General features: G+C 64.1%; 32 protein-coding genes. 2 read left to right on the top strand and 30 right to left on the bottom strand.

All coding sequences use genetic code 11. From position 1 onward, the window contains the following. The first annotated feature begins 7 nt into the window (after window positions 1–7). Entirely contained in the window at window positions 8–919 is a 912-nt protein-coding gene (locus tag KWG56_RS02945) for an ABC transporter ATP-binding protein (protein WP_219353649.1), read from the top strand. Beyond that, window positions 909–1,766 (top strand): ABC transporter permease subunit, encoded by an 858-nt coding sequence (locus KWG56_RS02940; protein ID WP_219353648.1) that lies wholly within the window; start codon window positions 909–911, stop codon window positions 1,764–1,766. Before KWG56_RS02945 ends, KWG56_RS02940 begins: the two co-directional genes overlap by 11 nt. On the opposite strand, the gene KWG56_RS02935 is transcribed toward KWG56_RS02940, so the two are convergent. From KWG56_RS02935 to rpsJ, 30 genes are all read right to left on the bottom strand, one after another. Then, on the bottom strand, window positions 1,738–2,655 hold the full coding sequence (locus tag KWG56_RS02935) for a LysR substrate-binding domain-containing protein (RefSeq protein WP_219353647.1): 918 nt from the start codon (window positions 2,653–2,655) through the stop codon (window positions 1,738–1,740). The genes KWG56_RS02940 and KWG56_RS02935 overlap by 29 nt on opposite strands. A 183-nt stretch (window positions 2,656–2,838) precedes the next feature. Beyond that, window positions 2,839–3,204, bottom strand: coding sequence for a DUF4180 domain-containing protein (locus KWG56_RS02930; protein WP_244999613.1), 366 nt, complete (start codon window positions 3,202–3,204; stop codon window positions 2,839–2,841). 76 nt (window positions 3,205–3,280) lie between these two features. Then, the gene (rplQ, locus tag KWG56_RS02925; RefSeq protein WP_201100503.1) at window positions 3,281–3,700 is read right to left on the bottom strand and encodes a 50S ribosomal protein L17; all 420 of its coding nucleotides are present in this window, start codon (window positions 3,698–3,700) and stop codon (window positions 3,281–3,283) included. A gap of 105 nt (window positions 3,701–3,805) precedes the next feature. After that, on the bottom strand, window positions 3,806–4,825 hold the full coding sequence (locus tag KWG56_RS02920) for a DNA-directed RNA polymerase subunit alpha (RefSeq protein WP_201100504.1): 1,020 nt from the start codon (window positions 4,823–4,825) through the stop codon (window positions 3,806–3,808). Between the two features lie 91 nt (window positions 4,826–4,916). Further along, the gene (gene rpsK / locus KWG56_RS02915) at window positions 4,917–5,306 is read right to left on the bottom strand and encodes a 30S ribosomal protein S11 (protein WP_201100505.1); all 390 of its coding nucleotides are present in this window, start codon (window positions 5,304–5,306) and stop codon (window positions 4,917–4,919) included. Window positions 5,307–5,320: 14 nt separating this feature from the next. Then, window positions 5,321–5,689, bottom strand: a complete 369-nt coding sequence (rpsM, locus tag KWG56_RS02910) for a 30S ribosomal protein S13 (protein ID WP_201100569.1) — start codon at window positions 5,687–5,689, stop codon at window positions 5,321–5,323. Between the two features lie 128 nt (window positions 5,690–5,817). Further along, on the bottom strand, window positions 5,818–6,549 hold the full coding sequence (locus KWG56_RS02905) for an energy transducer TonB (RefSeq protein WP_219353646.1): 732 nt from the start codon (window positions 6,547–6,549) through the stop codon (window positions 5,818–5,820). A 51-nt stretch (window positions 6,550–6,600) separates the two neighbouring features. Continuing rightward, entirely contained in the window at window positions 6,601–7,161 is a 561-nt protein-coding gene (locus KWG56_RS02900) for an adenylate kinase (RefSeq protein WP_219353645.1), read from the bottom strand. Window positions 7,162–7,202: 41 nt separating this feature from the next. Continuing rightward, window positions 7,203–8,582, bottom strand: coding sequence for a preprotein translocase subunit SecY (gene secY, locus KWG56_RS02895; RefSeq protein WP_219353644.1), 1,380 nt, complete (start codon window positions 8,580–8,582; stop codon window positions 7,203–7,205). Between the two features lie 130 nt (window positions 8,583–8,712). After that, entirely contained in the window at window positions 8,713–9,306 is a 594-nt protein-coding gene (gene rplO / locus KWG56_RS02890) for a 50S ribosomal protein L15 (RefSeq protein ID WP_201100509.1), read from the bottom strand. A 144-nt stretch (window positions 9,307–9,450) separates the two neighbouring features. Continuing rightward, the gene (gene rpmD, locus KWG56_RS02885; RefSeq protein WP_201100510.1) at window positions 9,451–9,639 is read right to left on the bottom strand and encodes a 50S ribosomal protein L30; all 189 of its coding nucleotides are present in this window, start codon (window positions 9,637–9,639) and stop codon (window positions 9,451–9,453) included. A gap of 2 nt (window positions 9,640–9,641) precedes the next feature. Continuing rightward, window positions 9,642–10,250, bottom strand: coding sequence for a 30S ribosomal protein S5 (rpsE, locus tag KWG56_RS02880; protein WP_201100511.1), 609 nt, complete (start codon window positions 10,248–10,250; stop codon window positions 9,642–9,644). Window positions 10,251–10,262: 12 nt separating this feature from the next. After that, the gene (rplR, locus tag KWG56_RS02875; RefSeq protein ID WP_201100512.1) at window positions 10,263–10,619 is read right to left on the bottom strand and encodes a 50S ribosomal protein L18; all 357 of its coding nucleotides are present in this window, start codon (window positions 10,617–10,619) and stop codon (window positions 10,263–10,265) included. Between the two features lie 3 nt (window positions 10,620–10,622). Further along, window positions 10,623–11,156: a 50S ribosomal protein L6 gene (rplF, locus tag KWG56_RS02870; RefSeq protein ID WP_201100513.1), complete on the bottom strand. Its 534-nt coding sequence runs from the start codon at window positions 11,154–11,156 to the stop codon at window positions 10,623–10,625. A 1-nt stretch (window position 11,157) separates the two neighbouring features. After that, entirely contained in the window at window positions 11,158–11,556 is a 399-nt protein-coding gene (rpsH, locus tag KWG56_RS02865; protein WP_008262310.1) for a 30S ribosomal protein S8, read from the bottom strand. Window positions 11,557–11,571: 15 nt separating this feature from the next. Continuing rightward, the gene (gene rpsN / locus KWG56_RS02860) at window positions 11,572–11,877 is read right to left on the bottom strand and encodes a 30S ribosomal protein S14 (protein ID WP_201100514.1); all 306 of its coding nucleotides are present in this window, start codon (window positions 11,875–11,877) and stop codon (window positions 11,572–11,574) included. Between the two features lie 19 nt (window positions 11,878–11,896). Continuing rightward, complete coding sequence (gene rplE / locus KWG56_RS02855; RefSeq protein WP_201100515.1) at window positions 11,897–12,457, bottom strand: 50S ribosomal protein L5; 561 nt, start codon at window positions 12,455–12,457, stop codon at window positions 11,897–11,899. Beyond that, window positions 12,457–12,765 (bottom strand): 50S ribosomal protein L24, encoded by a 309-nt coding sequence (rplX, locus tag KWG56_RS02850; protein WP_201100516.1) that lies wholly within the window; start codon window positions 12,763–12,765, stop codon window positions 12,457–12,459. Before rplX ends, rplE begins: the two co-directional genes overlap by 1 nt. A 1-nt stretch (window position 12,766) precedes the next feature. Beyond that, the gene (rplN, locus tag KWG56_RS02845; protein WP_003164378.1) at window positions 12,767–13,135 is read right to left on the bottom strand and encodes a 50S ribosomal protein L14; all 369 of its coding nucleotides are present in this window, start codon (window positions 13,133–13,135) and stop codon (window positions 12,767–12,769) included. Window positions 13,136–13,153: 18 nt separating this feature from the next. Then, a complete protein-coding gene (gene rpsQ / locus KWG56_RS02840) occupies window positions 13,154–13,396 on the bottom strand; it encodes a 30S ribosomal protein S17 (RefSeq protein WP_017506051.1) in 243 nt (80 codons plus the stop codon). A gap of 10 nt (window positions 13,397–13,406) precedes the next feature. Beyond that, a complete protein-coding gene (gene rpmC, locus KWG56_RS02835; RefSeq protein ID WP_201100517.1) occupies window positions 13,407–13,604 on the bottom strand; it encodes a 50S ribosomal protein L29 in 198 nt (65 codons plus the stop codon). Further along, window positions 13,604–14,041 carry a 50S ribosomal protein L16 gene (rplP, locus tag KWG56_RS02830; RefSeq protein WP_201100518.1) on the bottom strand — a complete coding sequence of 146 codons (438 nt, stop codon included), beginning with the start codon at window positions 14,039–14,041 and terminating at the stop codon, window positions 13,604–13,606. Before rplP ends, rpmC begins: the two co-directional genes overlap by 1 nt. 3 nt (window positions 14,042–14,044) lie before the next feature. Next, entirely contained in the window at window positions 14,045–14,800 is a 756-nt protein-coding gene (rpsC, locus tag KWG56_RS02825; protein WP_201100519.1) for a 30S ribosomal protein S3, read from the bottom strand. After that, window positions 14,800–15,180: a 50S ribosomal protein L22 gene (rplV, locus tag KWG56_RS02820; protein WP_201100520.1), complete on the bottom strand. Its 381-nt coding sequence runs from the start codon at window positions 15,178–15,180 to the stop codon at window positions 14,800–14,802. Before rplV ends, rpsC begins: the two co-directional genes overlap by 1 nt. A gap of 3 nt (window positions 15,181–15,183) precedes the next feature. Then, on the bottom strand, window positions 15,184–15,462 hold the full coding sequence (gene rpsS, locus KWG56_RS02815; protein WP_007442184.1) for a 30S ribosomal protein S19: 279 nt from the start codon (window positions 15,460–15,462) through the stop codon (window positions 15,184–15,186). Window positions 15,463–15,464: 2 nt separating this feature from the next. Beyond that, window positions 15,465–16,301 (bottom strand): 50S ribosomal protein L2, encoded by an 837-nt coding sequence (gene rplB / locus KWG56_RS02810; protein WP_201100521.1) that lies wholly within the window; start codon window positions 16,299–16,301, stop codon window positions 15,465–15,467. Window positions 16,302–16,305: 4 nt separating this feature from the next. Continuing rightward, a complete protein-coding gene (locus KWG56_RS02805) occupies window positions 16,306–16,608 on the bottom strand; it encodes a 50S ribosomal protein L23 (RefSeq protein ID WP_087119318.1) in 303 nt (100 codons plus the stop codon). Then, window positions 16,608–17,246 carry a 50S ribosomal protein L4 gene (gene rplD, locus KWG56_RS02800; RefSeq protein WP_201100522.1) on the bottom strand — a complete coding sequence of 213 codons (639 nt, stop codon included), beginning with the start codon at window positions 17,244–17,246 and terminating at the stop codon, window positions 16,608–16,610. Before rplD ends, KWG56_RS02805 begins: the two co-directional genes overlap by 1 nt. Beyond that, window positions 17,246–17,995 (bottom strand): 50S ribosomal protein L3, encoded by a 750-nt coding sequence (rplC, locus tag KWG56_RS02795; RefSeq protein WP_201100523.1) that lies wholly within the window; start codon window positions 17,993–17,995, stop codon window positions 17,246–17,248. The genes rplD and rplC overlap by 1 nt, the downstream gene beginning before the upstream one ends. Window positions 17,996–18,016: 21 nt before the next feature. Beyond that, window positions 18,017–18,322, bottom strand: coding sequence for a 30S ribosomal protein S10 (rpsJ, locus tag KWG56_RS02790; RefSeq protein ID WP_003164367.1), 306 nt, complete (start codon window positions 18,320–18,322; stop codon window positions 18,017–18,019). Window positions 18,323–18,374: the final 52 nt, after the last annotated feature.

Below are 18,374 nucleotides of genomic sequence, written 5' to 3'. Positions count from 1 at the left end.
TCAGGTCATGGAAACCGTCATCGACATTCGCGGTCTGACCAAGACCTATGGCACAGTCAGGGCGCTGGACGGCCTGACCCTGTCGATCCCGCGCGGCGGGGTTTACGGCATTCTGGGACCGAACGGCGCGGGCAAGTCCACGCTGTTCCGCACCCTGCTGGGGCTGATTCGTCCGACAGCAGGCGACGCCACCATCATGGGCGGCCCCATCGGCGCCCCGGCCTCGATGCGGCGCATGGGCTCGATGATCGAAACCCCGCGTTTCCCGCCCTTCTTGACCGCCCGCCAGGTGCTGGAATGGCTGGGCCGCGCCCATGGCGGCGTGACATCGACTGAGATCGACCATTGGCTGCAACGCGTCGGCCTGGCCGAGGCAGCGGACCGGCGGGTGCGCGGGTTCTCGGTGGGAATGCTGCAGCGGCTGGGCGTCGCGGCGGCGCTGATGACCAAGCCGGACCTCGTCATTCTGGATGAACCGACCAGCGGCATGGATCCGCCCGGCATTCAGGAGATGCGCGCCCTGATCCGCAGTCTGGCGGACAACGACGGCGTGACCATTGTCCTGGCCAGCCACCAGCTTCAGGAGGTCCAGCGTGTCTGCGACCGCGTGGCCATCTTCAACAAGGGCAAGGTCGTCACCGAAGGCCGCGTCTCCGACCTGACGGCGGCGGGCGAGCGTCTGCGCCTGTCGGTCACGCCCCTGGCCCGCGCCCTGGCTGTGCTGGGCGACCGCGCCAGCCTGGACGGAGACGCCGTTCTGGCCTCTGTCCCGCGCGCCGAAGGCCCCGCCGTCATCAAGGCCCTGGTCGAGGGCGGCGTCGATATCGAAGAGGCCCGCTGGATCGGCGCTGATCTGGAAGACGTCTTCATGAACCAAACCGGCTGGACCGGCGTGCAGGAGCTGAACCATGCTGGCTGACGCCATCCGCTCCGAAACCTATCGCCTGTCCAAGAACCGCACCGCCCTGTTCTGGAGCGTGCTGTTCATCCCGATCATCAGTGTCGTCCTGGGCGTCATCGCCATCATCGTGGCCAAGGCGCATGAGGCCGATCTGGCCGGCAAACTGCCGCCTGAACTGCTGCAGCGCGCCCCGCTCAATCTGGCCGAGTCGTTGGTGAAATCCGCCGCCGATTTCGCCAATCCGATCGTGCTGCTGTTCATCCTGATCGGCGCGGCGACCATCTATGCCGGCGACTACCGCTGGGAGACCTGGCGTCTGATCAGCGCCCGCAACACGCGGCCGAACCTGCTGACAGGCAAGGTCGTCGTCGTCATCGGCCTTACGGTTCTGGCGACCCTGGCGGGTCTGTTGGCCGACATCATCACCCACCTGGTCCAGGCCCTCATCCTGTCGCGCAGCCTCAGCTTCTCCATGGACGGCGCGGCGTTCACCGACTTCGTGCAACTGACCCTGCTGTCGTGGGCGCGGATCATCCAGTTCACCATGCTGGCCCTGCTGGCGGCGACCGTCACCCGCTCGCTTCTTGCGGCCCTGTTCGTTCCCTTGGTCATCAGCGTAGCCCAGTTCTTCCTGCCGCAGATGCTGATGCAGATGGGCGTCTCGCCGGAAGGCTGGGTAGCGCCCCTGCTCTCGCCGGGCCTGGCCGCGGATCTTCTGAAGGCGCTCATTCACGGCGGCATGGAGGCGGCCGGGCTGCCGCCGCAGGCTGCGCTCAAGGCCGTGACCGGACTGGCGCTCTGGATCGTGGGGCCGTTTGTGGCTGCGGTCGCCTACTTCAACCGCCAGGACCTGTCGAAGGAATAGGCGGCGGCGGGCTTCGCTCGCCTTCTGCGACCAGCCAGTCGCGGAAGGCGTCCACCGCCGCGTCCCTGCGCCCCTCAGGCCTCAGGAAGGCGAACCACGACGGCCGCTTCACAAAGCCGAACGGCGCGGCCAGCCGTCCCGCCAGCACATCCGGCGCCACAAACAGCCACGGCGCAACAGCGACACCCATCCCGGATATGGCCGCTTCGACCAGCGAATGATTGTGCGCGAACTCCCGCTCCTCCACGGCGGGCGTCAGCTCCACCCCCGCAAGTTCGGCCCACGAAGCCCAGGCCTGTCGAAATGTCGCAGACCGCAGCCGCGTCGCGCCCGACACCGCCTCAAGGTCAGGCAGGGCCGCCATCAGCGAAGGCGCGCCAACCACGCCCTGATGATGGTCCAGAAACCGCTTCGCCTCCGCTCGGGGGTGAATGGCGTTCGGCTCGACGATGCGGATGGCGCCGTCGAAGCGGTCGCGCCTGAAATCGACGGGGGCATAGGATTCCGACATTCGCACCCGAACCTCCGGGTGCGCCGCCAGAAACCCCGGCAACCGGGGTATCAGCCATTTCAGCGCAAACGTGCCCAGGCACGATATCTCGATCTCCCGCACGCTCCCCTGACGGGTCGCCTGCACCGCATCCTCAATGGCGCCGAAAGCAGGCGTCAGCCGGTCCGCCAGCGCCAGCCCGGCCTCGGTCAGGGTCAGAGCATGACGCGGCCCGCTGACCAGCACCACGCCCAATGACGCCTGCAGGACCGCGATCTGGCGGCTGACCGCGCCGTGGGTCACGCACAACTCGTCGGCGGCGCGGGTCATGCTGCGGTGGCGCGCGAAGACCTCAAAGGTCCGAAGCGCATTCAGCGGCGGCGGTGCGGCGCGTTTCATGTGACCTCCCCTCACAAGGCCATGCCCGTTTAATCGATTTCGACGAAGCGTAAAATCGGTTTCAGACTGGCCGATGCCGCTCCAACCGCAGAAACCCGATCCGCCCCGCCGGTCCGACCACATCGCTTATGGGCTCTGTATTTTGCTCATTTGGATGCTGGCGGTCATGGAGATGGTTCGGGCCTAGGCTCCCAACGCCGCTCGCAGCGCCGGCAGGTCCGGCAGGAACCAGACCTGCCGCCCCCGATTGCACTCCCGCACATAGTCGCGCAGGGCGTCGCTGGCCGCGACCGCATCACTTATGTCGCCAATGACGGCCAAGCCGATGCGGTAGTTGACGAACTTCTGTGTCGTCTCACCCGCCAGACGCGTTCGCAGTTTCAGAAAGTCCCCGCCCAGCCGCGACACGGGCAGGGCTAGCCATTTCGCATCATGCCCCAGGGCCTCGCCCACAAAACCGTTGATGTCGCGCTCGTCCGCCAGCAGCGGGCCATCCTCGGCGCAGACCATGACCCGCTCGCCGCCCCAAATTTCAACCATCGTTTCCATGATCGTCTCCAAGCAAAAGGGCGACCGGATCGCTCCGGCCGCCCTTTCAGCGTTCAGTCAGAAAGAGACGTAAGGCTTAAGCCTCGTCGTCGCCTTCGAAGACCAGGACCGGACCGGAGTCCTTGCCCTTGGCTTCCACGTCGCGATCGACAAACTCGATCACGGCCATCGGGGCGTTGTCGCCGTGACGGAAGCCGGCCTTCATGATGCGGATGTAACCGCCGTTACGTTCGGCGTAGCGCGGGCCGAGCGTTTCGAACAGCTTGCCGACCTGCGGAACGTCGCGGACCTGGCTGATGGCCTGACGGCGAGCGTGCAGGTCGCCCTTCTTGGCGAGGGTGACCAGCTTCTCGACGAAGGGACGCAGTTCCTTCGCCTTGGGCAGGGTCGTGGTGATCTGCTCGTGCTTGATCAGCGAGGCGGCCATGTTCGCGAACATGGCGGTGCGGTGGCTGGTCGTACGACCGAGTTTACGGTGGGCGGCGCCGTGGCGCATCTGGGTCTCTCCTACTCCGGTCCCGGTATCTCCTCAGAGACCTAGGGCCGTAATCTTCTAACCGCCCCGGCATTCTCCCAGTGGGAGACGGGCGGAGGGTTGAACTTAGATCTGGTCGTCGAACTTCTTGGCCAGATCTTCGATGTTTTCAGGCGGCCAGTTCGGCACATCCATGCCGAGGCTGAGGCCCATCGTCGCGAGAACTTCCTTGATCTCGTTCAGCGACTTGCGGCCGAAGTTCGGGGTGCGAAGCATTTCGCCCTCGGTCTTCTGGATCAGGTCGCCGATGTAGACGATGTTGTCGTTCTTCAGGCAGTTGGCAGAACGAACCGACAGCTCCAGCTCGTCCACCTTCTTCAGCAGCGCCGGGTTGAAGGGCAGGTCGGGCTTGCCGTCCGACTGCTCGACAGCCTTCTTGGGCTCTTCGAAGGTGATGAAGATCTGCAGTTGGTCTTGCAGGATGCGCGCAGCGTAAGCCACAGCGTCAACCGGCGTAACCGCACCGTTGGTTTCGACTTCCAGCAGCAGCTTGTCATAGTCCAGCGACTGGCCCTGGCGGGTCGGCTCGACGCGATAGGCGACGCGCTTGACCGGCGAGTACAGGGCGTCGACGGCGATCAGGCCGATCGGCGCGTCTTCCGGACGGTTGAACTCAGCGGCGACATAGCCCTTGCCGTTCTGCACGGTAAGCTCCATGCGGATCGAAGCGCCGTCGTCGAGCGTGCAGATGACGTGATCGGGGTTCAGAACCTCGATGTCAGCCGGCACGTCGATCTGGCCAGCGGTGACAGCGCCGGGGCCCGTGGCGCGCAGGGTCATGCGCTTGGGGCCTTCGGCGTGCATGCGCAGCGCCAGTTGCTTGATGTTCAGAACGATGTCGACCACGTCCTCGCGCACGCCTTCCAGCGACGAGAATTCATGAACAACGCCGTCGATTTGGATGGCCGTGACTGCCGCGCCTTGCAGCGAGGACAGCAGAACGCGACGGAGCGCGTTGCCGAGCGTCACACCGAAGCCACGCTCGAGAGGTTCGGCAACCAGGCGCGCCTTGCGCTGGGCGTCGGAACCGATCTCGATCTGCGGCTTCTCGGGACGGATCAGCTCTTGCCAGTTTCTTTCGATCATTTTGTCCCTCGAACGGGTTTCGTCGGCTCCGGCCTTGTCGACGAGGCCATGGTGGAGCCGACGGAGATGGGGGTGCTCTTAGCGGGGTCGATTAGACGCGACGACGCTTGGGCGGACGGCAACCATTGTGCGGCATCGGGGTGACGTCGCGGATCGTGGTGATCGTCAGGCCGACCGACTGCAGAGCGCGCAGAGCCGACTCACGACCGGAACCCGGACCCGAGACGTTCACTTCCAGCGTCTTCACGCCGTGCTCTTGAGCCTTCTTGCCTGCGTCTTCAGCCGCCATCTGGGCCGCATACGGGGTCGACTTACGCGAACCCTTGAAGCCCATGTGACCGGCCGACGACCAGGAAATCGCGTTCCCTTGTGCGTCGGTGATGGTCACCATGGTGTTGTTGAAGCTGGCGTTCACGTGGGCGACGCCCGACGTGATGTTCTTGCGTTCGCGGCGCTTTACGCGACCCGGTTCCTTGGCCATCGATCAGCTCTCTCTTACTTCTTCTTGCCGGCGATCGGCTTGGCCGGACCCTTGCGGGTGCGAGCGTTGGTGTGGGTGCGCTGGCCGCGGACCGGCAGGCCCTTGCGGTGACGCAGGCCGCGGTAGCAGGCCAGGTCCATCAGACGCTTGATGTTCATCGAGGTCTCGCGGCGCAGGTCGCCCTCAACCGTGTGATCCTTGTCGATCGTTTCGCGGATCGACAGCACTTCGGCGTCCGTCAGCTGGTTCACGCGGCGGGCAGACTCGATGCCCACCTTCTCGGTGATGTCCTTGGCGGCGGCGGGGCCGATGCCATGGATGTACTGAAGCGCGATGAATACGCGCTTGTTGGTCGGGATGTTGACGCCAGCAATACGGGCCACGAAATTCTCCAGATACGCGTTAGTCAGACGCAACAAACGCTCCGGTCAACAGACCAGGAGCGTGGCGCCCTTCGCGGGAAGCCGCCCTTATACATATGATTCACAGGGCGTCAACGTCTTCGGGCTTGTCAGCGCGGCGGACGGCCGAAGTCGACCCCCACCGTGACCCGCTGTCCCTCGACCGGACGGCCGTTCTCGGTCGGCGGCTGGAAGCGGAAATAGCCCGAGACCTGCAGCCCCGCCGCGCCGAAGCCCATGCCCGCAGGCGTCTCCTCCACCACCCGGCAGGCGTCAAGGCGGCTGTCCAGCCGGATGATGCATGACAGCTCCACACGGCCATAGCGGCTGCGGGCGTTGGCGGGATGCAGGGCGCGGATCTGGCCGATGGTCGGGCCGGTCACGATTCGCGGTCCGGTCGATCCGCTGCCGGGACCAGATCCGGAGCCTGTGCCGCTTCCGCTCCCCGTCCCCTGCCCGCCCTGGCCGAAACCGGGCTCGGCGGACGGTGCCGGGGCGATGCCGACTAGGGGCGCAGGCTCAGGCGCCTTGACCGGCGGCGCAGGCAGCTCCTGCGGGCGCGGCTTGGGCGGTGGCGGCGGTGTGTGAATGGTGGCGGGTGAAGCGGGCGCGCCTCCCCCAGCCTTGGGTGCTGGCGGATCCCGAGAGATCGGCGGCGGGGGATCGTAGAGGATGACCTCAAACGGCTGCGGCTCGATCACCGGCGCGGGCCTGGGGCCCCTCACCTGTCCCAGCAGAAGGAACAGGCCGATCTCGGCGACGGCGACGGCGGTGAAAATGCCCGCCATGCGCCACCGGCGCAGGCGGGACTTTTCCGAAGGGCTGGCGGCGCGTTCGGTCATCGGACGATCAATGCCCGAAAACGCGCGTCACGCCAAACCTGCGGCTGAACGTCAGGCCAGCGCCTCATCGATGGCCTTGGCCACCGACTCGATGGAGCCCATGCCGTCGGCCTCGGTCAGCTTGCCCTGCTTCTCATAGTAGGGAAGCAGCGGGGCGGTGTTGTGGTTGTAGGCTTCCAGACGCACCACGAAGGACTCGGGATTGTCGTCAGGGCGGCCCTGCTCGGCATAGCGTTTGGCGACACGTTCCAGCAGGGCGGCGTCGTCGACCTTCAGGCGGACCACGGCGTCGATCTGCTTGCCGCGCTTGGCCAGCATGGCGTCCAGCGCCTCAGCCTGGGCCACGGTGCGGGGGAAGCCGTCGAAGATGGCACCGCCAGCGGCCTCAGCCTCGTCCAGGCGATCTTCGATCAGGGCGATGACGATCTCGTCGGTGACCAGATCGCCCCGCGCCAGCACGTCCTTGACCTTAAGTCCCAGTTCCGAGCCCGACGCGATCGCCGCGCGAAGCATGTCGCCGGTGGAGAGCTGGACCATGCCCTTCTCTTCCACCAGCCGCTTGGCCTGAGTGCCCTTGCCCGCCGCAGGCGGTCCGAACAGGATCAAGTTCACGCTTTAAGCCCTCCCCTAGGCTTGGTCTTCAAAGTTTAGTCTTAGCGACGGACAGGCGTGGGAGCGCCACGACCGCCGCGACCACGCAGCTTGGCCTTCTTGATCAGGCCTTCGTACTGGTGCGCCAGCAGCTGAGACTGAATCTGGGCCACAGTGTCCATCGTGACCGACACGACGATCAAGATAGACGTTCCGCCAAAGTACAGGCTGTTGCCGAACTGGCTGACGATGAACTCAGGCAGAAGGCAGACTGCGGTGATGTAGGCGGCGCCGATCACCGTCAGGCGGGTCAGGACATAGTCCAGATATTCCGCCGTACGCTTGCCCGGACGGATGCCCGGCAGGAAGCCGCCGTACTTGCGCAGGTTCTCGGCCGTGTCTTCAGGGTTGAAGGTGATCGAGGTGTAGAAGAAGCAGAAGAAGATGATCAGGGCGGCGTACAGCACCATGAACAGCGGCTGGCCGTGCGTCAGCTGCGCCGTCACCAGCGGCAGCCAGCTCGCCCAGCTGGGCAGGTCGGCGTTGGCGGTCATGGTCGCAACCGTCGTCGGCAGCATCAGCAGCGATGAGGCGAAGATCGGCGGAATGACGCCCGCGGTGTTGACCTTCAGGGGCAGGAACGAACGCTCGCCCCCGGCCATGCGGTTGCCTTCCTGGCGCTTCGGATACTGGATCAGAAGACGGCGCTGGGCGCGTTCCATGAAGACGATGAAGACGACGGTGGCCACGGCCAGAATGGCGATGAACAGCAGGGCGAAGGCCGACATCTGGCCTTGCTGAGCCAAGCCCAGCAGGCGGGCGATGGTGGACGGCAGAACCGCCACAATGCCTGCGAAGATGATCAGCGAGATGCCGTTGCCGACGCCGCGCGCCGTGACCTGCTCACCCAGCCACATCAGGAACATGGTGCCGCCGGTCAGAGTGACGACCGTCGAAACAATGAAGAAGATGCCGGGGTTGTCGACCAGGCCGGCCTGGGCGTTCAGGCCCGCCGCGATGCCGAAGGACTGCGCCAGAGCCAGGAACACCGTCAGGTAACGGGTGTACTGGTTCAGCTGCTTGCGGCCGCTTTCGCCGCCTTCCTTCTTCAGCTTCTCCCAGGGCGGGTACACGGTGCCCATCAGCTGCACGATGATCGACGCCGAAATGTACGGCATGACGTTCAGTGCGAAGATGGCCATACGCTCCACCGCACCGCCCGAGAACATGTTGAACATGTCCAGGATGCCGCGCTGACCGCTGGGGTCTTGGAAGAACTGCAGGAAGGCCTGCGAATTGATGCCCGGGATCGGCACGTAGGTGCCGATGCGATAAACCAGCAGAGCGCCCAGGGTAAACAGCAGGCGCTTGTGCAGCTCGGTCGCTTTCGCGAACGAGCCCATGTTCATATTGGCGGCGAGTTGTTCTGCGGCCGAAGCCATTTATGCGTCCCCACGACTGAGAGAGTCGTCAGATAGGCGGAAAGCGGCCCTCATGCGAGAGCCGCTTCCGTTCTTTCGTCGTCGCAGGTGTAATCAGGTCACGACCTAATCGCCGCAACGACGGGTTTGCTTATGCCTTGGCGGCCGTACGCTTGGCGCGAGCCGAGATCTTGTTCTCGTCGCCACGCGGCGCCTTGGGAGCCGGAGCCTTGCCCTTGGCGGCGTTGCGCTTCTCGACGCGGGCAGCAGCCTTGGCTTCTGCAGCGATGCGCTCCTGGACCACGGTGCCGCCAGCGGCTTCGATCGCCTTGATGGCGCCCGAGGTAGCCGACCACACGACCAGGTTCAGGGCTTGCTTCAGCTCACCGGTGCCCAGCAGACGCACGCCGTCCTTGACGCGACGGATCACGCCGGCGGCGACCAGGGCGTCGCCCTTCAGTTCCGACTTGGCGTCCAGCTTGCCGGCGTCGATGGCGTCTTGCAGGCGCCACAGGTTCACTTCAGCCAGCTTCAGCGCGTTCGGGTTGTTGAAGCCGCGCTTGGGCATACGCATGTACAGCGGCATTTGACCGCCTTCGAAGCCCAGCAGGCTGACGCCCGTACGCGACTTCTGACCCTTGACGCCACGGCCAGCGGTCTTGCCCTTGCCCGAGCCCGGGCCACGGCCGACGCGCATGCGCTTCTTGTGTGCGCCTTCATTGTCGCGGATTTCGTTCAGTTTCATATGCCTGATCCTTTCGGGTGCTAGCGCCCGGAACATTCGTCCGGACTCGGCGGTGAAAAAATGAAGGGCCGCTTCTAGGCGGCCCTTCGGGTATCTGCAAGTGCAGAAACGCCCTCCCCCGGTTTCAGGAGAGGGCGCAACGGCTTACTTTTCGACGATCTCGGTGAGGTGGGCGACCTTTGCGATCATCCCACGAACCGAAGGCGTGTCTTCCAGCGTGGATTCACGACCCAGGCGGTTCAGACCCAGGCCCACCAGGGTGGCGCGCTGGTCGTTCTTGCGGCGGATCGGCGAACCGGTCTGCTTGATGGTGACAGTCTTCTTCTCAGCCATGATCAGGACTCCACAGCTTCAGGCGTCGAGGCGCCGTCGTTGCGACGGCCCATCAGATCCGCGACCTTCTTGCCGCGCTTGGACGCGACTTGACGGGGCGAGGACTGGACCTTCAGTGCTTCGAACGTAGCACGGATCATGTTGTAGGGGTTCGACGAGCCGGTCGACTTGCCCACGACGTCTTGAACGCCGAGAGTTTCGAGGACCGCACGCATCGGACCGCCTGCGATGACGCCGGTGCCGGGAGGGGCAGCGCGCATCATGATCTTGCCGGCGCCCCAACGGCCGTTGCCGTCGTGGTGCAGGGTGCGGTTCTCGCGAAGCGGAACGCGGATCATCGTCTTCTTGGCTTCTTCGGTCGCCTTGCGGATGGCTTCCGGCACTTCACGCGCCTTGCCGTGACCGAAGCCGACCCGACCCTTGCCGTCGCCGACAACCATCAGAGCGGCGAACGAGAAACGACGTCCGCCCTTAACGGTGGCCGCAACGCGGTTGATGTGCACCAGCTTCTCGACGATGTCCGAATCCGGACCGTCGACAGCGGGAGCGTTGCGATTGTCACGACGGTTGCGATCGTTGCCGCCGCCGCCGCGCTGGGGTTGATGCGCCATGCTTCGCGTCCCTTAGAAGTTCAGGCCGGCTTCGCGCGCGGCTTCCGCCAGCGCCTTCACCCGTCCATGATAGATGTACTCGCCACGGTCGAAGACGACGTCCTTGACGCCCTTCTCGATGGCGCGCTCGGCGATCAGCTTGCCGATTGCAGCGGCAGCAGCGGTGTCCGAACCCTTCTTGCCGCGGCCGCCTTCCAGCGACGAGGCAGAAGCGACGGTCACGCCCTGGGCGTCGTCGATGATCTGGGCCGAGATGTTCTTGTCCGAACGGTACACCGACAGACGCAGACGACCGTTGGCGACGGCCTTCAGGCGGCGACGAGTGCGCTCCGAGCGGCGCTTGGCTTGTTGTCGAAGAGAAAGAGCCATGACTTACTTCTTCTTGCCTTCCTTGCGACGCACGGTCTCGCCGGCGTAACGGACGCCCTTGCCCTTGTAAGGCTCAGGCGGACGCAGCTTGCGGATGACTGCGGCGATCTCACCGACAGCCTGCTTGTCCGAGCCCGAGATCTTGATCTCAGTCTGCTTCGGCACGGCGAAGGTGACGCCTGCGGGCGGGTCGATGTCCACGTCGTGCGAGAAGCCGAGCTGCAGCGACAGGGCGTTGCCCTTCATCGCAGCGCGGTAACCCACCCCGACCAGTTCAAGCGACTTCTCGAAGCCCGAAGTGACGCCGACGACCATGTTGTCGACCAGCGTGCGCGACAGACCCCACATCGCGCGAGCGCGGGCGGTGTCCGAGCGCGGGGTCAGCGACAGTTCGTCGCCTTCCTGCTTGATCTCGATCTCTTCGGCGACGGTCCAGGAGCGTTCGCCCTTCGGACCCTTCACGGTGACGTTCTGGCCGTCGAGCGTGATGGTCACGCCCTTCGGCACTGAGATGGTTTTCTTGCCAATACGGGACATATCAGTAGACCCTGCAGAGGACTTCGCCGCCGACGTTGGCGTCGCGCGCAGAAGCGTCAGACATGACGCCCTTCGAAGTCGAGAGGATCGAGATGCCGAGGCCGTTCTTGACGGGCTTCAGATCGCCGATCGCGGAGTAGACGCGGCGGCCCGGCTTGGACACGCGTGCGATCTCGGCGATGACGGGCTGTCCGTCGAAGTACTTCAGCTCGATCTCGAACTGCGGAAACTCACCCGGGTTCTGAACCAGGTTGTAGCCGCGGATGTAGCCTTCGTCCTGCAGCACGTCGAGGACGCGCTGGCGCAGACGGGAAGCGGGGGTCAGCACCTTGGAACGCTTGCGGGTCGCCGCGTTCTTGATGCGAGCGATCATGTCGCTCAGGGGATCGTTGATCATCATGTCTGTTCGCTCCCCTTACCAGCTGGACTTGGTCAGGCCAGGGATCTGGCCCTGGTTGCCGAGTTCACGCAGCGCAATCCGGCTCATCTTGAGCTTGCGGTAGAACGCACGCGGACGACCCGTCACTTCGCAACGGTTGCGAATGCGGCTCGGCGCGGAGTTGCGCGGCAGTTCCGCCAGCTTGAGGCGAGCGTCGAAACGCTCCTCAAGCGGCAGGCTCTCGTCGTTGGCGGTCGCCTTGAGGGCGGCGCGCTTTGCGGCATACTTCGCAACCAGAGCCTTGACGGCTTCGTTGCGGTTTACGGCGCTCTTTTTAGCCATTGTTCTCTTCCCTTCCCGCTCAGTTCTTCACGAACGGGAACTTGAACTCGGTGAGGAGAGCCTTGGCTTCCTCATCGGTCTTGGCCGTGGTGCAAACGACAATGTCCATGCCCCACATCTGGTCGATCTGGTCGTAGTTGATCTCCGGGAACACGATGTGCTCCTTCAGACCCGTGGCGTAGTTGCCGCGACCGTCAAACGAAGTGCCCTTCAGGCCGCGGAAATCCTTCACGCGCGGCAGCGCGATCGTGATGAACCGGTCCAGGAACTCATACATCTGGTCGCCGCGCAGCGTAACCTTGCCGCCGATGACCATGCCTTCACGCAGCTTGAAGCCGGCGATCGAGTTGCGAGCCTTGGTGGCGACGGCCTTCTGACCAGCGATAGCCGTCAGGTCCTTGAGGGCGGCGTTCGCCTTCTTGGAGTCAGCAACCGCTTCGCCGATGCCCATGTTCAGGACGATCTTGTCCAGCTTGGGGATCTGCATCTCGTTGGTGTAGCCGAACTTCGTCTTCAGTTCCGCACGGATACGGGCCTGATAGTCGGACTTGAGGCGCGGGGTGTACTTTTCGGTAGCCATCAGATGACGTCTCCCGTCGTCTTGGCGATGCGGACCTTCTTGTCCCCATCGATCTTGAAGCCGACGCGGGTCGCCTTGCCGTTGGCGTCGGCGATCGCGACGTTCGACAGGTGAAGCGAGGCTTCCTTGTTCTTGATGCCGCCTTGCGGGTCAGCCTGGCTCGGGCGCGTGTGGCGCTGAACCATGTTGACGCCCTGGACGAGAACGCGGTTTTCGGTGGGCAGGACCTTCAGCACGGAACCCGTGCGGCCCTTGTCCTTGCCGGTCAGGACGACGACGCGGTCGCCCTTTTTGATCTTGGCGGCCATATTACAGGACCTCCGGAGCCAGCGAGATGATCTTCATGTGGTTCTTGGCGCGCAGTTCGCGAGGAACAGGGCCGAAGATCCGCGTGCCGACCGGCTCGTTTTGCTTGTTGACGATGACCGCAGCCGACTTGTCGAAGCGGATGACAGAGCCGTCCTTGCGTTGGATGTCCTTGGCGGTGCGCACGACGATGGCGCGAACGACGTCGCCCTTCTTCACGCGGCCACGCGGGATGGCTTCCTTCACGGACGCGACGATTGTGTCGCCGATCGAGGCGTAGCGGCGCTTGGAGCCGCCCAACACCTTGATGCACATGACCCGGCGGGCGCCCGAGTTATCGGCCACTTCCAGGTTAGTTTGCATCTGGATCATAAGATCAGATCCTTCTGATTACGATGCGGAGGCGTTGGAAAGGACTTCCCAACGCTTCAGCTTGGACTTGGGGGCGCACTCGACGATGCGAGCGATGTCGCCGACCTTGAGCGCGTTGGCTTCGTCGTGCGCGTGGTACTTCTTGGAGGACCGGACGGTCTTCTTCAGAAGCGGGTGGAGCAGCGTGCGCTCCACCTTCACGACGACAGTCTTTTCGCCCTTGTCGGACACGACCACGCCTTCGAGAATTCGCTTGGGCATATTCGTTTCCTTACGAGGCCGCACGCTTCTCGCGCAGAAGCGTCGAGATGCGGGCGATGTCTTTGCGCACTTCACCCACGCGGTGGGTTTTCTCCATTTGGCCGGTGGCCGCCTGGAAGCGCAGGTTGAACTGTTCCTTCTTGAGCTTCAGAAGCTCGTCGGCCAGTTGGTCGTTGGTTTGCGACCGCAGATCAGCAATCTTGGTCATTAGGCTGCTTGCTCCGTGACGATGCCGGCATCCAGGCGGGTGACAACCTTGGTGCGGACCGGCAGCTTGGCGGCGCCGAGACGCAGCGCTTCACGAGCCACATCGTCCGGCACGCCGTCGATTTCGAACATGATGCGGCCCGGAGCCACGCGAGCGGCCCAGTGGTCCACAGCGCCCTTGCCCTTACCCATCCGGACTTCGGCCGGCTTGCCCGTGACGGGCAGGTCGGGGAAGACGCGGATCCAGACCCGGCCCTGACGCTTCATCTGGCGGGTGATCGCGCGGCGAGCCGCTTCGATCTGGCGCGCCGTGATGCGCTCGGGTTCCATGGTCTTCAGGCCGTAGGAGCCGAAGTTCAGCGAGAAGCCGCCCTTGGCCGAGCCGTGAATCCGGCCCTTGAAGGCCTTGCGGTACTTGGTCTTCTTCGGTTGCAACATGACTTAGTTCTCACGTCCCCGGTCGCGACGCGGACCGCGGTCGCCACGGGGGCCGCCGCGTTCGCGGCCTTCGTTCGAGGACGGACCCGAGGCTTCCTGGGCCCAACGCTTGTCCTGGGCCATCGGGTCGTGCTCGAGCACTTCACCCTTAAACACCCAGACCTTCACGCCGATGATGCCGTACGTCGTCTTGGCTTCATAGAAGCCGTAGTCGATGTCAGCGCGCAGGGTGTGAAGCGGCACGCGGCCTTCGCGGTACCATTCCATACGAGCGATTTCGGCGCCGCCGAGGCGACCCGAGACGTTCATCCGGATGCCCTTGGCGCCCAGACGCATGGCCGACTGCATCGAACGCTTCATGGCGCGACGGAAAGCCACGCGGCGTTCCAGTTGTTGCGCGATGTTTTCAGCGATCAGCTGCGCATCGGTTTCCGGCTTGCGGACTTCGATGATGTTCAGGTGAACTTCACCTTCGGTGCGCGCCGAGATGTCCTTGCGGAGCTTCTCGATGTCAGCGCCCTTCTTACCGATCACGACACCCGGACGGGCGGCGTAGATGGTGATGCGGCACTTCTTGTGCGGGCGCTCGATGATGATGCGCGACACGCCGGCGGCGGCCAGACGTTCCTTCAGCCACTCGCGCAGCTTCAGGTCCTGGTGCAGCAGGCGGGCGTAGTCGGCGCCGCCGGCGAACCAGCGGCTGTCCCACGTGCGGTTTACGCCGAGGCGCAGACCGACCGGATTGATTTTCTGTCCCATCAGGCGGCCTCGCCGGCTTCACGGACCACGATCGTGATCTCGCTGAACGGTTTCAGGATGCGCGACGAGCGACCACGAGCGCGGCTCGCGAAACGCTTCATCACCAGGTTCTTGCCCACGAAGGCCTCGGCGACAACCAGGTTGTCGATGTCGAGGTTGTGGTTGTTTTCGGCGTTGGAGACGGCCGAATACAGGACCTTGCGGACGTCGCCAGCGATGCGCTTACGGCTGAATTCCAGCTCGTTCAGCGCCTTCTGGACCGGCATGCCGCGGATCGAAGCAGCAACCAGGTTCAGCTTTTGCGGGCTGATGCGCACGTTGACCAGCTTGGCGCGGGCCTCGGTCGGGGCGACCCGACGGGTGTTCTTGGTCTGGGCCATCGGTTACTTCCTTTTGGCCTTCTTGTCCGCCGCGTGACCCGGGAAGTTCCGGGTCGGGGCGAACTCGCCGAACTTCATGCCGACCATCTCTTCCGAGACCGACACGGGAACGTGCTTCTGACCGTTATGGACGCCGAACGTCAGACCGACGAACTGCGGCAGGATGGTGGAGCGACGCGACCAGGTCTTGATCACATCCTTGCGGCCCGACGATTGAACGGCGTCGGCCTTCTTGAGCAGATACCCGTCGACAAACGGGCCTTTCCAGGAGGAGCGGGCCATTCTTAGCGAGCCTTCTTAACGTGGCGGGTACGGATGATGTACTTGTCCGTAGCCTTGTTCTTGCGGGTACGAGTGCCCTTGGTGTCCTTACCCCACGGCGTGACGGGGGTGCGACCACCAGAGGTCCGGCCTTCACCACCACCATGCGGGTGGTCGATCGGGTTCATGGCGACGCCGCGAACGTGCGGACGCCAGCCCATGTGACGCTTACGACCGGCCTTGCCCAGGTTCTGGTTCATGTGGTCGGGGTTCGAAACCGCGCCCACAGTGGCGATGCAGCCGTCCAGGACCATGCGCAGCTCGCCCGAGCCGAGACGGATCTGGGCGTAGCCCTGATCGCGACCGACCAGCTGGGCGTAGGCGCCAGCCGAACGGGCCAGTTGAGCGCCCTTGCCGGGCTTCATTTCGATGTTGTGGATGATCGTACCCACCGGCATCGAACGCAGCGGCATGGCGTTGCCAGGCTTCACGTCGGTCTTTTCACCCGCGATGATCGTGTCGCCAGCCTTAAGGCGTTGCGGCGCGATGATGTAGGTCTTTTCACCGTCTTCGTAGGTCACGAGGGCGATGAAAGCCGTGCGGTTGGGGTCGTACTCCAGACGCTCGACCGTGCCGACCGCGTCCCACTTGCGACGCTTGAAGTCGATCTTGCGGTACAGGGTCTTGGCGCCGCCGCCGCGGAAGCGGACCGCGATGCGACCGCCCTGCCCGCGTCCGCCCGACTTGGTCAGGCCTTCGGTCAGCGATTTTTCCGGACGGCCCTTGTGGAGCTCCGAACGGTCGACCAGCACGAGGGCGCGACGGCCCGGCGAAGTCGGATTGTAGGTTTTCAAGGCCATCTGATCAGAGCCCCGTGGTCACGTCGATCGACTGGCCTTCGGCCAGCGTCACGATAGCTTTTTTGATGTCGACGCGACGGCCGAGGATACCCCGGAAGCGCTTGGTCTTGCCCTTTTGAACCAGGGTGTTGACCTTGACGACGTTGACTTTGAACAGGCTTTCGACCGCAGCAGCGATCTCGTCCTTGGAAGCCGTGTCCGCAACGCGGAAGACGACCTTGTTCTGCTCCGACAGGATCGTGGCCTTCTCGGTGATCACCGGAGCCAGGATGGTGTCGTAGTGCTTGGCGGTAGGTTGAGCAGCCATTACGCGGCTTCCTTATCGCTGAAGCGGGCTTCGATCGCCTCGATAGCAGCCTTGGTCAGCACCAGCTTTTCAGCCCGCAGGATGTCATAGACGTTCAGGCCGGCGTTCGGCAGCACGTCGATGTGCGGGATGTTGCGTGCGGCCAGGCCGAAGTTCGTGTCGACTTCCGGACCCGCGATGATGAGAGCCTTGGTCCAACCCAGCTTGCCGAAGGTCTCGCGCAGCGAGGCCGTCTTGGCTTCCTTGACCGAGACGCTGTCGACGACGATCAGGTCGCCGGACTTCGCCTTGGAGGACAGGGCGTGACGCAGAGCAAGCGCGCGGATTTTCTTCGGCAGCGAGAAGCCGTGGTCGCGAACGACCGGACCGAAGGCGCGCGAGCCGCCGACGAACTGCGGTGCACGGCGCGAACCGTGACGAGCGCCGCCGGTGCCCTTTTGCTTGTACATCTTCTTGCCCGTACGAGAGTTCTCGTTGCGGGTTTGAACCTTGTGCGTGCCGGCGCGGCGCTTGGCCAGTTGCCAGTTCACGGTGCGGGCCAGGATGTCGCCGCGGATGTCAGCGATGCCGAAAACGGCGTCCGACAGCTCCAGGTCGCCAGCAGCCTTGCCGTCGAGTTTGATGACAGAGAGTTTCATTACGCTTCACCGCCTTCGGTCGCTTCCACCGGGGCTTCTTCAGCCGGGGTCGATGCGGGTTGAGCAGCAGCCTTCGACGACTTGACGGCGCCCGGGAACGGGGCGTCAGCCGGACGGGCCTTCTTGATGGCGTCACGAACCTTGACGTAGCTCCCGTCATGACCGGGGACAGCGCCCTTGATCAGGATCAGGCCACGCTCGGCGTCCACGCGGACGACGGTCAGGTTCTGGGTGGTGACGGTCTCGGCGCCGTAGTGGCCGGCCATCTTCTTGCCGCGGAAGGTGCGGCCCGGATCTTGACGTTGACCGGTCGAACCATGCGAGCGGTGCGAAATCGACACACCGTGCGTGGCGCGAAGGCCGCCGAAGTTCCAGCGCTTCATCGCGCCGGCGAACCCCTTACCGATGGTTTCACCTTGGATGTCCACCTTCTGGCCGACCAAGAAGTGTTCAGCCGAAATCTCGGCGCCCACGTCCAGCAGACCGTCCGCATCAACGCGGAACTCGGTGACATAGGCCTTGGGTTCGACCTGGGCCTTCGCGAAGGTTTCGCGTTGAGCCTTAGCCGTGTTCTTGGCCTTCTTGGTGCCAGCGCCCAGCTGGAGAGCGACGTAGCCGTCACGCTCCTGGGTACGTTGGCCGACGACTTGGCAGCCGTCGAGCTGCAGCACAGTGACCGGTACGTGCGCGCCGTCTTCGGCGAACACGCGGGTCATGCCCAGCTTCTTGGCGATCACGCCCGTGCGCATCGGATCCCGCCTCTTTCTACTTTAAATCTTGATCTCGACGTCCACACCGGCGGACAGGTCGAGCTTCATGAGCGCGTCCACGGTCTGCGGGGTGGGGTCGACGATGTCGAGCACGCGTTTGTGCGTGCGGATTTCAAACTGCTCACGCGACTTCTTATCGACGTGCGGCGAGCGGTTCACGGTGAACTTTTCGATCAGGGTCGGCAACGGAATCGGACCGCGAACGGTCGCGCCGGTGCGCTTGGCTGTATTGACGATTTCGCGCGTCGAGAAATCGAGGACGCGGTGATCAAAGGCCTTGAGCCTGATGCGGATGCTTTGATCCATATCGGTGCTAACTTCCAATGCGGTCGGAGGACCGCGTCCCTGTGAACTATTT

Origin of the sequence: Brevundimonas nasdae, assembly GCF_019395145.1 — a bacterium.
GTDB classification, from domain to species: Bacteria; Pseudomonadota; Alphaproteobacteria; order Caulobacterales; family Caulobacteraceae; genus Brevundimonas; species Brevundimonas nasdae.
Note: the sequence above shows the minus strand (reverse complement) of the source record. Positions and strands in the feature narration are given on the sequence as shown.